Genomic DNA, 16,741 nt, shown 5'->3' with positions numbered 1-16,741 from the left:
TATGGCTGATATAAAAAGCAGACATTTTCCGCGTTCAGCCAATAAACGTGGAGCAGCAAGACTCGCTGCAGTTCAAGCCCTCTATCAAATGGATATTGTGGGTTCGGGGGTTATGGAAACAGCAGCTGAGTATGAAGCTTATCGTTTGGGAAAAGATATCGATGGAGACCAGTATCTTGAAGCTGATTTTCAATGGTTTTTGGCTATTATAACGGGTGTTGTAAAAGATCAAAAGCAGCTTGATCCTCTGCTTCATCAACAGCTTTCTGCTGAGTGGTCTCTTTCACGTCTTGATTCTATATTGCGAGCAATTTTACGAGCAGGTTTATGGGAGTTGATCAACCGTAAAGATGTTCCTGTTGCGGTTGTCATGAATGAATATGTTGACATAGCGAAGGCGTTTTTTGAAGGTGATGAGCCAAAACTTGTTAATGCAGTTCTCGACAGTATGGCAAAAAAAGTCCGCCTATAAGAGCTAAAAATCCCCCCTATTATTAGGTCTGATAGTATCAGACCTAATAATATTGAGACGGTATGTAGACTATATGATTTAGTTATGGGGTGGCAAATTCGCAGGGCCTTTTATAATTTGAATTAAGAAAGGATGTTCTTTTGTTACAGTTGGCGTTGTTTGTGTAATAAAATCAAATACTTGACCGTCTTGTAATCCGTAATTAGCAACTTTTGCAACCTGATTATTTTTATTGAAGTAAATGGCTAAAACTTTGCGATCAATAATCTTTGTTTTCATAAACTGCATCCCACGATAGCGTGTCTGTGAGATGTAATAAAAAACTTCATTATCATATTTTGTTTTTAATGAAGGGGTCCCTAAAGTTAAAAGAACTTGCTCTTGACTTGAGCCAATAGCAATAGAACTTAGAGCATTTTTATCAAGAACATAGCCCTCTCTATAAATTTGGCTCGAACCTGAAGAATCGAGAAGACTACATCCCGCAAGCATTCCTATGCTTGCTATTGATAGACCAATCAATAATTTACGTTTGATTAAGGCTATTATGTGAGGCATTTGAAACAATGATATCTCCTTTTTATACTGAGGTGTAGGACAAGAAGGCAACCTCAAGTTTTTTCTTTTTAGCTTAATCTACCGTAGCTTACACTGAGTTTCCCTGTTATAAAGCAAATTATGCCATATAGAATTTCTTTAGAAAAGAAAAAAATGCATGAATACTTGAGATAAATAAAAACACAGTATTTTATGCGTTTTTATGTTTGGGAGTTGTCAATGAATGTTCAAAATGTTCCTCAAATGACATTTGCTTTGGCTTATCCAATATCCGTACGTTCTCTACCTGCTAAAGGTATAAGGGTTCATTTTTGTGCAAACAAAAAAGAATGTACACATTTAGCTCAGAACCATGATTTAATTGAAGTAAAATCTTGTGAGGGAAATTTCCATATTTTCCCGTGGAAAAAACGCGGAGTGCGTATAAAAGGTCTGTTGCAAGCGCGCATACTACAGTTATGTGTTGTTACATTAGAACCATTAGAAAATATCCTTTGTGAAAATATTGAGGTTGTTTTTGTTCCTGAAGATTCAAATTTGATGAAGCCGAAAACATCAGAGGATACAGGGGAATTGTTTTTAGATGTGGAGGGGCTTGATACTCCTGAAGTGTTTTATGATGATAAAATTGATATTGGTGCAATCATGGAAGAGTTTTTTGAGTTGTCTATTAATCATTATCCACGTAAAGAGGGGATAAAGATGGATATGGTTGAAAATTTAGAAGAAGCAGAGCAAAAATTCTCGCCATTTTCTGTTTTGAAAAATTGGAAGTGATTGTAAAAACATAAAAAAAATATCTATTGTATGCTAAACGGTATTTTCTGCGGAGCGATTTTTGCAAGATTTGCTTTGTGAGTGTTCAGGAGCCAAAAAATCATAATATATGTTTAAAGATGTAAATGAAAAGATGTGGGATATGCAAGCGTGATTAGAATTTCTGTGGATGTCATGGGCGGTGATTACGGTCCAGAAGCAGCTATTGCAGGAGCAGCAATTGTACAAAAATATTTATCAAATATTTATTTTCTGTTTTATGGAATAGAGGAGGACGTTCGTCCGGTTTTAAAAAAATACCCTTGTTTGGATTCTGTATCGCGCTTTTGCCCTACAGAAAGTTATACACGCATGGATGAAAAGCCAAGCCAAGCACTTCGTAATGGACGTGGTAAATCATCAATGTGGTACGCCATTGAAGCGGTAAAAAATGGTGAAGCTGATGCTTGCATTTCTGCTGGTAATACGGGTGCACTTATGGCCATGTCTTATTTTTGTTTGAAAATGCTAGCAGAGGCTGAACGTCCTGGTATTGCGGGTATCTGGCCAACACTTCGCAGTGAGAGTATCGTTTTAGATATTGGAGCAACAATTGGTGCCTCTGCTAGTCAGTTGGTTGATTTGGCGGTTATGGGAGCGGGTATGTTTCGCGCTTTATATCACACTGAAAGACCAAGTGTTGGGCTTTTAAATGTGGGGGTGGAAGAGGTTAAAGGACTTTATGAAATAAAAAAAGCAGGAATGATATTGCGTGAAGTGCAATTAGAAGGATTGGAATATAAAGGATTTGTTGAGGGCAATGACATTGGAAAAGGAACAGTCGATGTTGTTGTAACAGAGGGGTTTTCTGGTAATATTGCTTTAAAAACCGCAGAAGGAACCGCGCGACAGATAGGAGAGATTTTAAACTCTGCACTGCGCAGTTCTTTTTTAACATCTCTTGGTTATTTTTTATCGCGGGGTGCTTTTCGTACGCTGAAACACAAAATGGATCCCGAGAGGGTGAATGGAGGAGTGCTTTTGGGGTTGAATGGTGTTGTGATCAAAAGCCATGGGAGTGCTAATGCTAACGGTTTTGCTTCTGCTATCCGCGTTGGTTATGAGATGGTTAATAATGGACTTTTGAAAAAAATAACAGCTGATTTGCGACGGTTTCATGAGAATAAAGAAACACTTTTTGATCAAGAAGGTGAAGAGACAGTGAATGGAGAGTCCTTATGATAAGCTCTTATAATAGAAATGAAAAAATTGAAGAAAAGGTAAGAGCTGAATGATTCGGTCAATTATACGTGGTGTAGGAAGTGCTTTGCCGAAGAGAAGTTTATCAAATGATGAGATTGCAAAGTTTGTTGAAACGTCAGATTCATGGATTGTTCAGCGTACAGGAATACGCCAACGTTATATTGCCAGTGAAAATGAAACAACTGTTTCTTTAGGAGTTGAGGCTGCGCAAGCAGCACTTACAAATGCTGATTTAACAATAAAAGACATTGATTGTATTATTTTAGCAACGTCCACCCCGAATCGTACTTTTCCTGCTTCTGCTGTTGAAATTCAGTGTGCTTTGGGAATGAGCCATGGATTTGCTTTTGATATTCAAGCTGTTTGCTCTGGTTTTATTTTTGCTTTAACAACAGGAGATTCTTATTTACGGTGTGGAGCGGCTAAAAGAATTTTAGTTATTGGATCCGATACATTTTCTCGAATTTTAGATTGGGAAGATCGTACGACATGTGTTTTGTTTGGTGATGGTGCGGGTGCTGCTATTTTGGAAGCACAAGAAATTGAGGGGGGTATTGCTTTTGAGCGTGGTATATTGTCTGCGAAATTGCGCTCTAATGGTGCTTATATAGATAAGCTATATGTTGATGGTGGACCTTCAACAACACAAACGACAGGCTATTTGCGTATGGAAGGACGAGAAGTTTTTAAATATGCTGTTGGTATGATAACGGATGTGGTTGATGATTGTTTTGCAGCTGCAGGTATGGATTCTTCACAACTAGATTGGTTTGTACCTCATCAGGCTAATAAGCGCATTATTGAAGCATCTGCTAAAAAATTGGGAATTTCACTAGATAAGGTTGTGATTACCGTTGATCAACATGGTAATACGTCTGCGGCATCAGTTCCGTTGGCTTTAACAACAGCTGTTTGCGATGGAAAAATAAAAGAAGGAGATCTTATCATGTTAGAGGCCATGGGAGGTGGATTTACATGGGGAGCAATTCTTATTCGTTGGTAAATTATGGCTACTTGACCATATTTCAAGAAAACGTATAAGTCATTTTGTAATTTTTAATATTTTAATAGGTGGTTATAATGACAAGTAAGACAGTAACGCGTGCAGATTTAGCGAGCGTAGTTTGTAAAAGAGTGGGCTTGTCACATACTGAATCAGCAGCTTTAGTCGAATTGGTTTTGGATGAGATTTGCAACTCACTTGTAAGAGGTGAAGCGGTTAAATTATCCTCTTTTGCAACTTTTCAGGTTCGCAGTAAAAATGAACGAGTTGGACGCAATCCAAAAACGGGTGTTGAAGCGCCTATTCCGCCGCGACGTGTTGTGACGTTTAAGGCTGCTAATGTCCTTAAACAGAGAATTTTAGATTCGCATCGTGCAAGACAGAAAAAATGATATCTCATAAATGAATGCCATGATATGTTTGGTATTTGTTAAAAAAATGATAAAATAAAGGTCTTTGTTTTTTAGAAAAAGACAGTTGAGTAAGTCGTCAATGATGGTCTTATTTTTGACTAATCTTGTTGAGAAATTGAGACAGAATGAGTCATTGTAAAGTAATTTATTTTGTTTTAAATAAGGTGTTGCAAAATGGATAAAAGCTCTGATGCTTTTCGCACAATTAGCGAAGTAGCCGAGTTGTTGGAGCTTCCGCAGCATGTCTTAAGATTCTGGGAAACACGTTTTAGGCAGATTAAACCAATGAAACGTGGGGGAGGAAGGCGCTATTATCGTCCGGTCGATGTTGATTTGCTCAATGGTATTAAGCAGTTATTATATGATCAGGGTTATACGATAAAAGGTGTGCAACGCCTTTTGAAAGAAAATGGTGTTGCTTTTGTGATTGCATTGGGTAATGGTGATCTTGATGCTATGAATGTGGTCATAGAGAAGAAACATGCAGGACAAATTTCTGAAAATGCTAGCAATAAGCCTAAGAAATCTTCTTTTGGGCTTTTGAGTTTCATGAGAAATGAGGGAGAAACATCTGTCGGTTCTGTGAATCTTTACAAAGATAAAACTGATAAAGCATTGTTGCAAGAAATCCTATTTGAACTCATTGAATGTAAGCGTGTTCTTGATAGAGCACGATAGCAATAATATTTTTTGTTTTATACGTGTTGCTTTTTTAGCAAAACATGTGTTTTGAAATTGTTTTACAAATCAATATCTTGCGTCTAGCGTAGCAATGTGTTTCGTAGATATAGACGTTTTATGGGTGTGCCCAGAGTTTTATACGTTCAACGAGTAGTAATGTATCGTATGTGTATATTTAACGAGTTTTTTATAAGAATTTTTAATTTGGTAAAATATAAAGAGGGGAAAGAATAAACGCTGAGTTTTACCATTTTTCTCTGATTTGACTTTATAAAAGTTAAGGCAATATCTCATCAGTGTAGATTGCAGGATATAGAATGCTATTGGTTTACCAATTTATATGCTTGTTTTAAAGAGATGTTTCTTAAGGCTCCTTAAGCTTATTTTATCATGATTCCTCGTGAATCATATAATGCTAAACCCGTTGAGTACCGCTATTTTTACACTTATGAAAGAGCAAGTCGGCATCATCATTATAGTTTAGCTTGCCCTCAATGATTGCAACAATTTTAGCACTTGAGGCGGTTTATTGTGAGCATTTTAAAGTCCTTTCTCAATAATTTTTATCCACACACTCATTTCACTTATTTCGTGCAAGCGAATGATTTTGATAGATTCAACATAAACATATTTAAAATGAGAGAGTCCTATGATATTCGAAACCTTATTTAATATGAATAACGATATATTATTATTATAAATCAATATGTTGTATTTTTTATAAGGTCTTATTTTACGAACAAGACATATCATTGTTCAGCTAATTTTACATATTTTTTATTAATAAATATGATCTTGTTTTCCGTCTTCTTGCTTGATGTTGCTATAATTATCGTAATGATCTATCCATGATAATAGCGCCATCTTTTCATTACAAAGGTAAAAGATTAATGTTATTATTAATATTCAATTGTCTATGATTTTTTCATTTAAACAGCTTATAGCTTACATTCAACTTTTTCACCAATCCACTCTGTAGAGAGTGATCACGTGATTCTTTCTGGTAATAGATAATTGTGCATGAAACAAAAATGCACTACAATATCAAATCATTTCGTTTTGTACAAAAATTGAAGATTTATAGTAAAAAATTAACGTATTACCATCTTCTGTGATGTTATGCATTTATTACACGCTGCAAATCTGGAGGTGTTGCTTCATTTGAGAGTTGCTTAATCACATCTTCTACAGATAAAAGGGTTTTATTTGTACTTCCTAAGCGGCGCATATTTACGCTGTTTGTTTCAGCTTCACGTTTACCACATACCAAAATTACGGGGACTTTTTGTAACGAATGTTCTCGTATTTTATAGTTAATTTTTTCATTGCGGAGATCTATTGTTGCGGAAAGCCCAATAGCTCTAAGTTTTGCCGTTATTTTTTGGGCATATTCATTTGCTTCGGACGTAATTGTTGCAACAACAACTTGTTCAGGAGCAAGCCAGAGTGGCATATGTCCAGCAAAATTTTCGATTAATATACCAAGAAAACGCTCCATTGATCCAAAAATAGCGCGGTGGATCATAACAGGTTGACGTTTTTCTGAATCTTTATCAATATAGAATGCACCAAAACGTTCAGGGAGATTAAAGTCTATTTGTGTTGTTCCACATTGCCATTCACGACCGATAGCATCCTTTAATGTATATTCAAATTTTGGACCATAAAATGCTCCTTCACCTGGAAGGATGCTTGTTTTGATTTGTCCTGCAAATTTTGTTTCAATCGTTTTAAGAACAGATTCCATGATACTTTCTGCATGATCCCATAATGCATCAGACCCAACTCGTTTTTCTGGACGTGTTGAAAGCTTAAGACTGATTTCTTTAAAACCAAAATCAGCATAAGTTGATAAAATAAGATCATTAATACTGAGACATTCATCGGCTAATTGTTCATCAGTACAAAAAATATGCGCATCATCTTGCGTAAAACCACGCACACGCATAAGACCATGTAAAGAGCCCGAAGGCTCATAACGATGAACAAGTCCAAACTCAGCAAGTCTAATAGGCAAATCACGATAAGATTTTAAACCATGTTTAAAAATTTGCACATGACCAGGGCAATTCATTGGTTTAAGGGCATAAACATTCCCATGATCTGAATCTTCTGCTGCTGGAATTACTTTGAACATATTCTCCTTATACCAGCCCCAATGGCCAGATATTTCCCAGAGTGACCTATCGAGAACTTGTGGTGCATTAACTTCAGCGTATTGATGATCATCAAGGCGTCTACGCATATAGTTGATCAAATTTTGGAACATTTTCCAACCTTTTTTGTGCCAAAAAATCATTCCTGGCCCTTCTTCTTGAAAATGAAATAAGTCCATTTCACGTCCCAAGCGGCGATGATCACGTTTTTCAGCTTCTTCTAGCATATGGAGGTAGGCTTTTAAGTCATTTTCATTTGCAAATGCTGTTCCATAAATTCTTGTGAGCATTGGATTATTGGCATCGCCACGCCAATAAGCTCCTGCGACTTTCATTAATTTGAAAGCATTCCCAATTTGCCCTGTAGATTGCATGTGCGGTCCGCGGCAAAGATCAAACCATTTTCCTTGATAATAAATTTTTAAATCTTGATTTTCAGGAATGCTATCAATAAGTTCAACTTTATAAAATTCCTTTTTCTCAGAAAAAATTTTTCTGGCTTTTTCACGAGACCAAATTTCTTTTCTAAAAGGCTTATTGCGTTGGATAATTTCACGCATTTTCTTTTCAATGACGGTGAGATCATCTAATGTAAAAGGTTGTTGGCGTGCAAAATCATAATAGAATCCATTTTCAATGACAGGACCTATTGTTACTTGCGTTTCAGGAAAGAGTTCTTGCACTGCTTCAGCAAGGACATGGGCGCAATCATGTCTTATGAGTTCAAGAGCACGTGAATCTTCTCGGGTAATAATCTCTACTTGACCAGATTGTTCCAATGGATCCGATAAGTCTCGCGTGATACCATCAAGACTATAGGCGACTGCTTTTTTTGCGAGTGATTTAGAAATGGATTCTGCTAATTCCAAACCAGTCATTTCGGGGGGGTAATTACGTTTTGAACCATCAGGAAAAGAAAGAGAAACAGAGCAAGACATAAAAACACCCTTTTAATCCAATTCCGCTAACGATTGCGGATGGTTTCGTGAAAATCGAGTAAAAAGCTTATAGAATAATTTTTTATCAATACATACGAAAAAAGAAAAGGATTATTTGTTGTGTTTGTCAGAAATTTTCCAGTAACGCCAAGGTTTATAAAAACAGCAAGAATTTCCAAGAGAAATAGGTACTGGATCAAAGCCATCTGTTCCAAAGGGCCCACAACGTATGATACGAAAGAGTCCCATCCATGCACCAGCCCAAAGCCCATGGCGTGCAATCGCTTCATATGTATATTCTGAACAAGTCGGAGCATGGCGACATTGATTGCCTATAAGACTTGAAAGTGTTATTTGATAGAAACGTATTAAGAAAATACCCAATAATCGTCCAGGTGTTTTTTGCCAAGTGCCTGTGTAATTTCGAGTTATTTTTTTTTGTCGAGATTGTGATTTGAACATTTATTTTTCTTCAATTTTTTGAATGCAGTCTATCGTTGCATCAAAGGGTAGTAGTGTTGCTGCATGGCGCATTTTATAGTCTTTAATGGGCTGTAAGCAAGAAAAATCCTCAAATGGAGCTTGAGGAGAAGGACCATTTTGCGTTAGCATTTGATAAATAACTTCACGCAATATTTTAAGATCTTGTGTTGTTTGTCCGATGATATGAGATGCTAAAAGTGAAGCCGATGCTTGCCCTAGCACACATGCGTGTATTTCATGGGCAAAATCCGTAACAATACCATTTTCCACTTTTAAATCTACAGTGATTGTCGAACCACAAAGGTGTGCATGTTTTCTTGATGTTGCATCAGGATTATTAAGACGCCCAATTTTGTCTATATGTGCAGCATATTCAAGTATTTTATCATTATAGATATTATCAATCATGCGCTATTACCTGAAATTTTGAGAGTCGTGATTGTTTAAACTTTTAATTCGCTTATATAGAGATTATACAAAATGAAATAGGTATGGAGCAAATGCTTTGTATAGAGTAAGCTTGGAGTTTTTGAATGCGTAATGTTGTTAAAGAAGACGCGAAGGATTCTTTTTTATCTGAAGAAAAGCGTCCGAGTATTGAAGAGGTGGAAGAAGCGATTCGTACATTACTCTTATGGATAGGGGAAAATCCAAATAGAGAAGGGCTTTTAGATACTCCAAGACGTATAGCCAAGGCATATCGCGAGCTTTTTAGTGGTTATAGTCAATCGGTTAAAGAAATCTTAGGTACAGTTTTTGAAGAGGTTTCAGGATACAATGAAGCCGTAATCGTAAAAAATATACCTTTTTATTCACACTGTGAGCATCATATGATCCCAATTATTGGGAAAGCACATATAGCATATCTTCCTAATGACAAAATTGTTGGCCTTTCAAAAATTGTACGTGTTGTAGATATTTTTTCTCGTCGTTTACAAACACAAGAAGCTATGACAGCGCAAGTGGCTCACGCGTTAAAAACGTATCTGAAGCCTCATGGTGTAGCAGTATTGATTGAGGCTGAGCACATGTGTATGGCTATGAGAGGAATCCAAAAACAGGGCTCTACAACAATTACAAAAAACTTTCATGGTTATTATGAAAAAGATCAAGCTGCACAAGCACATTTTATGATGATGATTCAAAGATCGTAGTAAAGTCCATATTTTTAGTAATCTCTATTAAGTTATAAATTGTCCGGATAAAAATAAATTATGAGAAAGAGAAAATTGGCTTGTACCTTTCTTTATGATTTGTTAAAGGCTAAAAACCAAAATGTTTTTCTTCCCACGTGCGGTCGTGGCGGAATTGGTAGACGCGCAGCGTTGAGGTCGCTGTGGGGCAACCCGTGGAAGTTCGAGTCTTCTCGACCGCACCAGTTAGCAGTGAGTCTCTCTGTAATGAGATGAAGTTATGTAGAGAGAGGGGATTTACGGGCATTATAGAAAAATCTTTTTTGTATGTTATTTGTTGATGTGTTGCTAATAATGTTTCATTTTTTATTACTTTATCTGTGCATTTGAAATGTTATATTTTTATAGGGTGGGGGTGAAGTTGCAGTGAGAAGTATAATGATTTTGAGATATTTAACACTTCTTATTTGTATTTCTTTATTGTCAGCATGTAGTGATTCACGCGCTGTGCTTTGGCATGGAGTGCATGCAACTCCTTCTATGACTGCAGTAGAACGGGAAGTTGAAGGGAACCCGATTTCTCCAAAAGCCATCATTCCAGTGTATGTTGCAACAAGTCGTATGATGCAAAATAATTACGCTCAACCTTATGGTGCAGAGCGATCAAATAAAGTACATTACAATCGCGTTGATGTAGGAATTCCTCAGCAACATATAAAGGGAGTTGTTGAAATAAATGCGTATAAACCTACGCATGATAAGTATTTTGCAGCAGTAGCATTGCAAAAATACGATAATAAAGAACAGTTTAAACAGCAATTAAATGCTGCTTTAGAAAAAAAGCCAAAAGGAAAAAGAGAAATTTTTCTTTTTATCCATGGGTATAATAATAATTTTGCAGATGGTACATTTCGTACAGCACAGTTTACACACGATTATTCTTTAAATGTTGTCGCTGTGCATTATTCTTGGCCTTCTGCCGGATCTGTTCCTCTTTATATTTATGATCGTGACAGTGCTAATTTTGCCCGTGACGGATTGATAGAGCTTTTAACACTTATTAGTGAAACCAATGCTGATCAGATTTCGGTTATTGCGCATTCTATGGGCAATTTTGTTATAATGGAAGCATTTAGAACTTTAGCTTTACAGAAAAAATATAAGCCTATTCGTCGTATTACAAGTTTATTAATGGCGGCACCAGACATTGATGTTGATGTATTTGAGCGCCAACTTAATGATATAAAAAAACTTCCGCAGCCAACAGCTATTTTAGTATCCAGAGCGGATAAAGCTCTCGCGGTTTCAGGACGTCTTACGGGTGGACATCATCGTGTGGGCGATGGCTCAGATATTGAAATGTTGCGTAAAAATGGAATAGCTGTTCTTGATTTCTCTCATGTGGATGGGGGAGCACACAATGTCTTTGCATCTTCGCCAACGTTGATGGCTCTTTCTCGGGAAGGTTCTTTGGCTTCCACAATTATGCAAGGTACAGAATTGTCACCTAGTCAAGCCCTTCTTGCTGACGGTAGTAGTGTGTTGGAGAAAACAACACATCTTATCCTTTATACACCTGTACGTTTTCTCTCTCCACGGATTCCACGTTGATAGTGAAAAGAGAGAAGGGGACATCGAATAATGCATTGGAGGTAATATTTTTTAGCACTTTCTTTAGAATGGCTTTGTAAAATGAAAAATAAATAGCGGGATGAATGTAAAAAACAGTCATTAGGTGAGTTTGTGATGATTGCACGGAAACGCTATGTTAATACGCCTACAGTTGTTGATTATTTATCTCATTCCGCAATTAAGTTGTTAGATATTCATGCTATGCTTGTGAAGGTGAGAAAAGGTGATATGGGGGAAAAACCAAATTTATTGCGTCAAATTGATTCTACAAAAAAACAGTTAGATGAGATAAGCCATGCTCTTATTTTAGAATATCGTAAACGCCAAGAAAATGAGCGTTTTTTAAAACAAATTCTGCTATCCATTTCCGATCAACTTTTTGCACTTAACAATGGTTTTAAGGAAACAGGACGTCTTTTTTTTCAAGAAGTTAGAATACTTCAATCTCAGATGCAATGTTTATATGAGGGAAAGGAGAGGCTGCATTTGTTGAATAGCCAAGAATCTTTTTGTTCTCCATCAAAGATTGATGAAGTCATTAAACAGTTACAGAAAGCACGAGAAAAGCTTATTCTTGAAAGCCCACATCTCTTTGAAAAAAGCACAAAAGCTAAACAATAAAAGTTCTTTTAGTTGAGCAGATAGATAACTTGAATTTTACAGTAAAAAACGCTGTTAGATAGAAGGCTATAATCTTTTAAAAGAAAAGAATTTGTTTTAATAAATGAAACACATGTATTTTATAATCACACTCTTTACCGTGTTAAAGCTTTAAAAGACTTTGGTTATATCTTTGGTAAAGTTAAGGCTGATGCATTAGGTGGCTTTATTGAAGAAAATATTTGTGTAAAGAAACTTTACAAAAAACTTTCTGATTCTTTTAATAACGGCTCACTGGATAATTTTGCCAATGTTATGGAGTTGTTAGTATATTCATTAGAAACTTAAACTCTAATATTTTCCTTGGTAGGAATTGGCTGAATTTAAAGCATTAAAAAAGAAATTTGATAAAAATAACACGTTTTTTAAATTCACGCCCAGCTCTATCTTCTCCTGAATTTAAAAAGGATCGGAAAATGAATAAGCTACACGTAATTAAAAAATCATATGGTGCCCCCAGAGAGCGAATCAGGCTTTAGCAGCAAGAATCAAGTTGTATCAAGGTGCGCAAGAGCATATTGATGTCATAGCTTTTTATGATTCAATAAAAAAAGTAAGTATTAAAGGAAAAATCTCAAATCAGAAATTAAAGGTGGTCTAAAAGGTGGACGAGCAATGCTTGAAAAGGTGGACGAGAGGGGACGTTAAGTGAGGGCGATTCATCGGTTATCAGCATCATTCGTAAAGACGTCCTCGCAGGGTAAATATTGTGACGGGGCAGGGCTATGGTTGAATGTTCGAAAAGACAATACACGCTCTTGGTTTTTCCGCTATACGCACCACAATAAGCGCCGTGAAATGGGACTTGGTCCTGTTACGAAACTCTCTTTAAAAGAAGCGCGTGAGCTTACAAGATATTATAGTGATATTCTTAAAGAAGGTAATGATCCTATTGTCTTTCGAGAACAGACTATTTTAAAACAGCAAAGCAATATTTTTCAAGAAATTGCAAAAGCGGCTTTTGAAAGCAAAAAAGCAGAGTTGAAAAATGAAGGTAAAAACGGCCGCTGGTTTTCTCCACTAGAGTTGCACGTGATTCCACACATAGGTAATTTACCTATAGAAAAATTAACAGCCAATATCATTCGCAATGTTCTCTCACCCCTTTGGCATGAAAAAGCAGACACAGCGCGAAAAGCACTTAACCGTATCAATATTTGTTTGAAATATGCAGCGGCTCTTGGTTTAGATGTTGATCTACAGGCTTGTATGAAGGCACGCGCTCTTTTAGGAAAACCACGTGCGACATCAACAAATATTCCTGCTATGCCATGGCAAGAGGTTCCGGCATTTTATCAAAGATTGGATGATAAGATCCTTTCAAATTTAGCACTGAAGTTATTCATTTTGACTGGAGCACGGTCATATCCATTGCGCTATTTGCGCCTTGAACAAATTGACAAAAATATATGGACGATACCAAAAGAGAACATGAAAGGTATTGTAGGGAAAGTTTCAGACTTTCGCGTGCCACTAAGTGATGAAGCTTTGAGAGTTATTGAAAAAACTCTCCCCTTTGAAAAGAATGGTTTTCTCTTTTCTGGTCTTAGAGGCAACCCCATTTCTGATGCCACCATGGCAAAGTATATGACAGTTTGTGGTTTGACTTATCGTCCCCATGGTTTTCGTTCAAGCTTACGGGATTGGATAGCAGAGACAACGTCAACACCGTTTGAAATTGCCGAAACTGTTCTTGCCCATTCAGTTGGGAGTTCAGTGACAAAAGCTTATATGCGAACGGATTTTTTAGAACAGCGACATGTTCTCTTGGAACAATGGGCGTCTTTTATATCAGGAAAGGCTTGACAAAATTAAAAATAGAGAGTCTTTTCTCAGAAATTTTTCTCAAATGATGTAAGTGTCTGAACTGGATTCTTTTGCAGCATTTACGTTTACTTCACTTTGAAATAACAGGAAAAAGTTGGACGATGTTTAAAACATTACTCGCCTTTTAGCTAGAGAAGATTAAAGAGAGATTCCAAAGTGTGATTCATATATAAAGTAGACTTTAATATAGAATATTTGTCAGTTTACCATGTTAATATTATGATTCGATATTTTGTATTGTTGGTTAAGAGTAATGATAAACACTAAAGAATTTTCTTTAAAAATACTTAAACTTGATCTAGAAAATCCTAGAATTCCCAGATTCACAAGTGAAAAGGATGCTATAAATTTTCTTTGTATTACAGAAAAGATTTTGGAATTAGCCGAAGATATTGCTGAAAACGGGTTGTCTCCATTTGAAAAGCTTATGGTAATACAAGATGGAGAGAAGTACGTTGTTAAAGAAGGTAATCGGCGGCTTGCTGCGCTCAAACTTCTTGATAATCCAAGTCTAGCTCCAGAGCATCTAGGTAAAAAGATCGCTAAATATAGTGCTGACCGTAAAATTCACATAACTTCTGTAGAATGTGCTATTGCTTCTGACATAAAAGAAGCAAATCACTGGATGGAGATAAAGCATTTAGGTCAAAATAATGGAAAAGGTGTGAAGCCATGGAATGCTATACAAAAGTCACGTTATTCGCCAGACAATCCGAATAGATTTGCATACCTATTATTGAATCATCTGTTGGAGGATCCTTCATTAGATTATGATATTACGACTGTCACACGTTTGATTTCCAAAACGACTTTTTTTGAGTATACTGGAATTTATTATAATCAGTTGGAGGACAAGCTCGTCTTTTCATGTTCATATGAAGAAAATTCTGCACTTGATAATTTTTTGAAACAATTTGTACAAGATATACTTGAAAAAAAGATAGATTCTCGTTCTTGCAATAATAGAAAAGATATAGAAAAATATTTTGAAATCTTATCTCGCAAATTTGGTCTAACTAAATCATTTGATTCTTCTAATCTAACTAATTTATTTAGTTATTCTAAAAAGCTTGCTAGAAAAGGCAAGGATAAAAAAGAAACGGAGTATTCTAAAAGAAAAGATAATCTACCTACAAGCGATGCGAATAAATATGGAAATTATCCAAAACAAAAATTATTTCGCCGCATTTATGATGAAGAAATTGCAGATCAGTTGCAGAAATTAGGTATTATAAAACCCATCAGTATATATTCTTCAGTAAAAAAATTAGGTACTGACGCTGATACACCTCTTGTGTATATAGCGTTTAGTTGTTTATTCGAAGGGCTGACAGGCTTTTTAGGCCGAGAAAACAAATCTTTTGATAATTTTTTAAAGGATAAGCTTTCAAAGTATTGTCGATTATTAAAAACCGAATTTGACGATACACAGTATATAAATGAAAATGAGAAAGCTATTTTAGACACTCTAGCAAAGGTTAGAATGCAAGCCAATACAGCTAAACATGCCTTCTGTTCAGCACCCTTGAGTTATCTAGAGGTTCTCAGTGATATACAAGTATTAAAGCCAGTGTTAATGCAATTAATCAATGAAGTGTATGACAAAAAATTGCAGAATGCTCGTCAAATGCTTTAGCCATTGCTGTCCAATATGAACAAAATATGATAACATGGCTTTGTTTTAATACTGTAAGGTTTACAGAGATGGCTTATAACTATTCTCCATTAAGGTATCCTGGTGGCAAGGCTGCACTCTATGGAAGAATCAAAGAAATTTTTGAGAAAAATGGATTAAATGGATGTTCTTATCGTGAGCCTTTTGCTGGTGGGGGCGGATTGGCTCTAAATTTTCTTTTAAATAACGATGTTAAAGATATCTACATTAATGATATTGATCCGTTTATTTGGAGTTTTTGGTATTGTGTTTTGCACAAGACAGAAGAATTAATAGAAAAAATCAATACAACGACCATTAACTTAGAAGAGTGGTATAAACAAAAAGAAATTTCTCCTGAAAACGCAGACGTGCTTAGCGTTGGGTTTGCTGCATTTTTTTTGAATCGCACAAACAGATCTGGAATCATTAAAAATGCTGGTCCTATTGGAGGAAAACAACAAGTTGGGAGTTACAAAATAAACTGTAGATTCAACAAAAGGGACTTAATTAGCCGGATTAGAAATATAAGTGTACAAAAAGATAGGATATATTTAACTCGTTTAAATGCACAGGAATTTTTGCTGCGTTATGGAACTGATGAAAACACCTTTTTTTATATGGACCCTCCTTATTTTAAAAAAGGAAAAGAGCTGTATACTTCATTTTATAAAGCTAAAGATCATTGCGATTTAGAAAGTATCATTTCTAAACATGTGAATGCGCTTTGGTTAATTACTTATGACAACGTAGAAGAAATTAAATTCTTGTACAATCAATATCCTAAAATAGAATTTAATATACGGTATTCTCTACAAAATAAGAGACAAGCTCAAGAACTGATGATTTTCTCACCAAAGATCAAAATTCCACAATCATTAGAACAGAATATAACATCACTTTGTAACGTGGCTTAGCTGCTTTCATAAACAAAATTTGTTCTCTCTACAAGCTTTGAAAGTTTGATTGCTGTCAGTCAATTTCATATTTTAAGGAAAGGTTTGGTGTGTTTAACTCTTTGAGAACCAATGCTTCAAATGGGCGAAGACATTCTCTATCGCTTCCATGAGACGAGCAAAATTAAGAAATCATTTTCTAAAGAATTTCGCGCG

16 protein-coding genes and 1 tRNA gene are annotated in these 16,741 nt (G+C 35.9%); 13 read left to right on the top strand and 4 right to left on the bottom strand.

Going from position 1 to position 16,741, the window contains the following annotated elements; all coding sequences use genetic code 11:
• The first annotated feature begins 1 nt into the window (after position 1).
• Entirely contained in the window at positions 2 to 472 is a 471-nt protein-coding gene (nusB, locus tag ACFIKD_RS07095) for a transcription antitermination factor NusB (protein WP_015856452.1), read from the top strand.
• A gap of 78 nt (positions 473 to 550) precedes the next feature.
• On the opposite strand, the gene ACFIKD_RS07090 is transcribed toward nusB, so the two are convergent.
• Positions 551 to 1,030 carry an outer membrane protein assembly factor BamE gene (locus ACFIKD_RS07090; RefSeq protein ID WP_375636126.1) on the bottom strand — a complete coding sequence of 160 codons (480 nt, stop codon included), beginning with the start codon at positions 1,028 to 1,030 and terminating at the stop codon, positions 551 to 553.
• A 219-nt stretch (positions 1,031 to 1,249) separates the two neighbouring features.
• Between ACFIKD_RS07090 and ACFIKD_RS07085 the strand changes: the two genes are divergently transcribed.
• From ACFIKD_RS07085 to ACFIKD_RS07065, 5 genes are all read left to right on the top strand, one after another.
• Positions 1,250 to 1,807: a DUF177 domain-containing protein gene (locus ACFIKD_RS07085; protein ID WP_375636057.1), complete on the top strand. Its 558-nt coding sequence runs from the start codon at positions 1,250 to 1,252 to the stop codon at positions 1,805 to 1,807.
• Positions 1,808 to 1,957: 150 nt separating this feature from the next.
• Positions 1,958 to 3,028, top strand: coding sequence for a phosphate acyltransferase PlsX (gene plsX / locus ACFIKD_RS07080; RefSeq protein WP_375636058.1), 1,071 nt, complete (start codon positions 1,958 to 1,960; stop codon positions 3,026 to 3,028).
• A gap of 49 nt (positions 3,029 to 3,077) precedes the next feature.
• Complete coding sequence (locus ACFIKD_RS07075) at positions 3,078 to 4,052, top strand: beta-ketoacyl-ACP synthase III (RefSeq protein WP_375647590.1); 975 nt, start codon at positions 3,078 to 3,080, stop codon at positions 4,050 to 4,052.
• 77 nt (positions 4,053 to 4,129) lie between these two features.
• A complete protein-coding gene (locus ACFIKD_RS07070; protein WP_015856447.1) occupies positions 4,130 to 4,444 on the top strand; it encodes an integration host factor subunit alpha in 315 nt (104 codons plus the stop codon).
• A gap of 195 nt (positions 4,445 to 4,639) precedes the next feature.
• Positions 4,640 to 5,143: a MerR family transcriptional regulator gene (locus ACFIKD_RS07065; RefSeq protein WP_375647589.1), complete on the top strand. Its 504-nt coding sequence runs from the start codon at positions 4,640 to 4,642 to the stop codon at positions 5,141 to 5,143.
• Positions 5,144 to 6,263: 1,120 nt separating this feature from the next.
• On the opposite strand, the gene thrS is transcribed toward ACFIKD_RS07065, so the two are convergent.
• The 3 genes from thrS to ACFIKD_RS07050 all read right to left on the bottom strand — a co-directional run bounded on the left by thrS (position 6,264) and on the right by ACFIKD_RS07050 (position 9,131).
• Positions 6,264 to 8,240 (bottom strand): threonine--tRNA ligase, encoded by a 1,977-nt coding sequence (gene thrS / locus ACFIKD_RS07060; RefSeq protein WP_375644959.1) that lies wholly within the window; start codon positions 8,238 to 8,240, stop codon positions 6,264 to 6,266.
• A gap of 111 nt (positions 8,241 to 8,351) precedes the next feature.
• A complete protein-coding gene (gene yidD / locus ACFIKD_RS07055; protein ID WP_375636062.1) occupies positions 8,352 to 8,702 on the bottom strand; it encodes a membrane protein insertion efficiency factor YidD in 351 nt (116 codons plus the stop codon).
• Positions 8,703 to 9,131, bottom strand: coding sequence for an iron-sulfur cluster assembly scaffold protein (locus ACFIKD_RS07050; RefSeq protein ID WP_375636063.1), 429 nt, complete (start codon positions 9,129 to 9,131; stop codon positions 8,703 to 8,705). It abuts the gene before it with no gap.
• A 125-nt stretch (positions 9,132 to 9,256) separates the two neighbouring features.
• On the opposite strand from ACFIKD_RS07050, the gene folE reads away from it, so the two are divergent.
• The 7 genes from folE (at position 9,257) to ACFIKD_RS07015 (ending at position 16,546) form a co-directional block, all read left to right on the top strand.
• Positions 9,257 to 9,877 (top strand): GTP cyclohydrolase I FolE, encoded by a 621-nt coding sequence (gene folE, locus ACFIKD_RS07045; RefSeq protein WP_375636064.1) that lies wholly within the window; start codon positions 9,257 to 9,259, stop codon positions 9,875 to 9,877.
• Between the two features lie 139 nt (positions 9,878 to 10,016).
• Positions 10,017 to 10,101 (top strand) — tRNA-Leu (locus ACFIKD_RS07040).
• A gap of 193 nt (positions 10,102 to 10,294) precedes the next feature.
• Complete coding sequence (locus tag ACFIKD_RS07035) at positions 10,295 to 11,467, top strand: alpha/beta hydrolase (protein WP_015856441.1); 1,173 nt, start codon at positions 10,295 to 10,297, stop codon at positions 11,465 to 11,467.
• A 135-nt stretch (positions 11,468 to 11,602) separates the two neighbouring features.
• Complete coding sequence (locus ACFIKD_RS07030; RefSeq protein ID WP_015856440.1) at positions 11,603 to 12,109, top strand: hypothetical protein; 507 nt, start codon at positions 11,603 to 11,605, stop codon at positions 12,107 to 12,109.
• A gap of 687 nt (positions 12,110 to 12,796) precedes the next feature.
• Positions 12,797 to 13,954, top strand: coding sequence for a tyrosine-type recombinase/integrase (locus tag ACFIKD_RS07025; protein ID WP_375647587.1), 1,158 nt, complete (start codon positions 12,797 to 12,799; stop codon positions 13,952 to 13,954).
• A 274-nt stretch (positions 13,955 to 14,228) separates the two neighbouring features.
• Positions 14,229 to 15,611, top strand: coding sequence for a ParB/Srx family N-terminal domain-containing protein (locus ACFIKD_RS07020; RefSeq protein ID WP_375647586.1), 1,383 nt, complete (start codon positions 14,229 to 14,231; stop codon positions 15,609 to 15,611).
• Positions 15,612 to 15,679: 68 nt separating this feature from the next.
• Positions 15,680 to 16,546 (top strand): DNA adenine methylase, encoded by an 867-nt coding sequence (locus ACFIKD_RS07015; RefSeq protein ID WP_375620555.1) that lies wholly within the window; start codon positions 15,680 to 15,682, stop codon positions 16,544 to 16,546.
• Positions 16,547 to 16,741: the final 195 nt, after the last annotated feature.

Origin of the sequence: Bartonella sp. CR84HXZ (assembly GCF_042194535.1) — a bacterium.
Classification (GTDB): domain Bacteria; phylum Pseudomonadota; class Alphaproteobacteria; order Rhizobiales; family Rhizobiaceae; genus Bartonella; species Bartonella grahamii.
The sequence above is the reverse complement of the archived record's forward strand: the minus strand, read 5'-3'. Positions and strand labels throughout refer to the sequence as shown.

Coding starts and splice junctions, on each gene's coding strand:
- ACFIKD_RS07065 (WP_375647589.1), top strand. CDS start 4,640: ATGGATAAAAGCTCTGATGCTTTTCGCACAATTAGCGAAGTAGCCGAG.
- ACFIKD_RS07015 (WP_375620555.1), top strand. CDS start 15,680: ATGGCTTATAACTATTCTCCATTAAGGTATCCTGGTGGCAAGGCTGCA.
- yidD (WP_375636062.1), bottom strand. CDS start 8,702: ATGTTCAAATCACAATCTCGACAAAAAAAAATAACTCGAAATTACACA.
- ACFIKD_RS07075 (WP_375647590.1), top strand. CDS start 3,078: ATGATTCGGTCAATTATACGTGGTGTAGGAAGTGCTTTGCCGAAGAGA.
- thrS (WP_375644959.1), bottom strand. CDS start 8,240: ATGTCTTGCTCTGTTTCTCTTTCTTTTCCTGATGGTTCAAAACGTAAT.
- ACFIKD_RS07050 (WP_375636063.1), bottom strand. CDS start 9,131: ATGATTGATAATATCTATAATGATAAAATACTTGAATATGCTGCACAT.
- ACFIKD_RS07020 (WP_375647586.1), top strand. CDS start 14,229: ATGATAAACACTAAAGAATTTTCTTTAAAAATACTTAAACTTGATCTA.
- folE (WP_375636064.1), top strand. CDS start 9,257: ATGCGTAATGTTGTTAAAGAAGACGCGAAGGATTCTTTTTTATCTGAA.
- ACFIKD_RS07085 (WP_375636057.1), top strand. CDS start 1,250: ATGAATGTTCAAAATGTTCCTCAAATGACATTTGCTTTGGCTTATCCA.
- nusB (WP_015856452.1), top strand. CDS start 2: ATGGCTGATATAAAAAGCAGACATTTTCCGCGTTCAGCCAATAAACGT.
- ACFIKD_RS07030 (WP_015856440.1), top strand. CDS start 11,603: ATGATTGCACGGAAACGCTATGTTAATACGCCTACAGTTGTTGATTAT.
- ACFIKD_RS07070 (WP_015856447.1), top strand. CDS start 4,130: ATGACAAGTAAGACAGTAACGCGTGCAGATTTAGCGAGCGTAGTTTGT.
- ACFIKD_RS07090 (WP_375636126.1), bottom strand. CDS start 1,030: ATGCCTCACATAATAGCCTTAATCAAACGTAAATTATTGATTGGTCTA.
- ACFIKD_RS07035 (WP_015856441.1), top strand. CDS start 10,295: ATGATTTTGAGATATTTAACACTTCTTATTTGTATTTCTTTATTGTCA.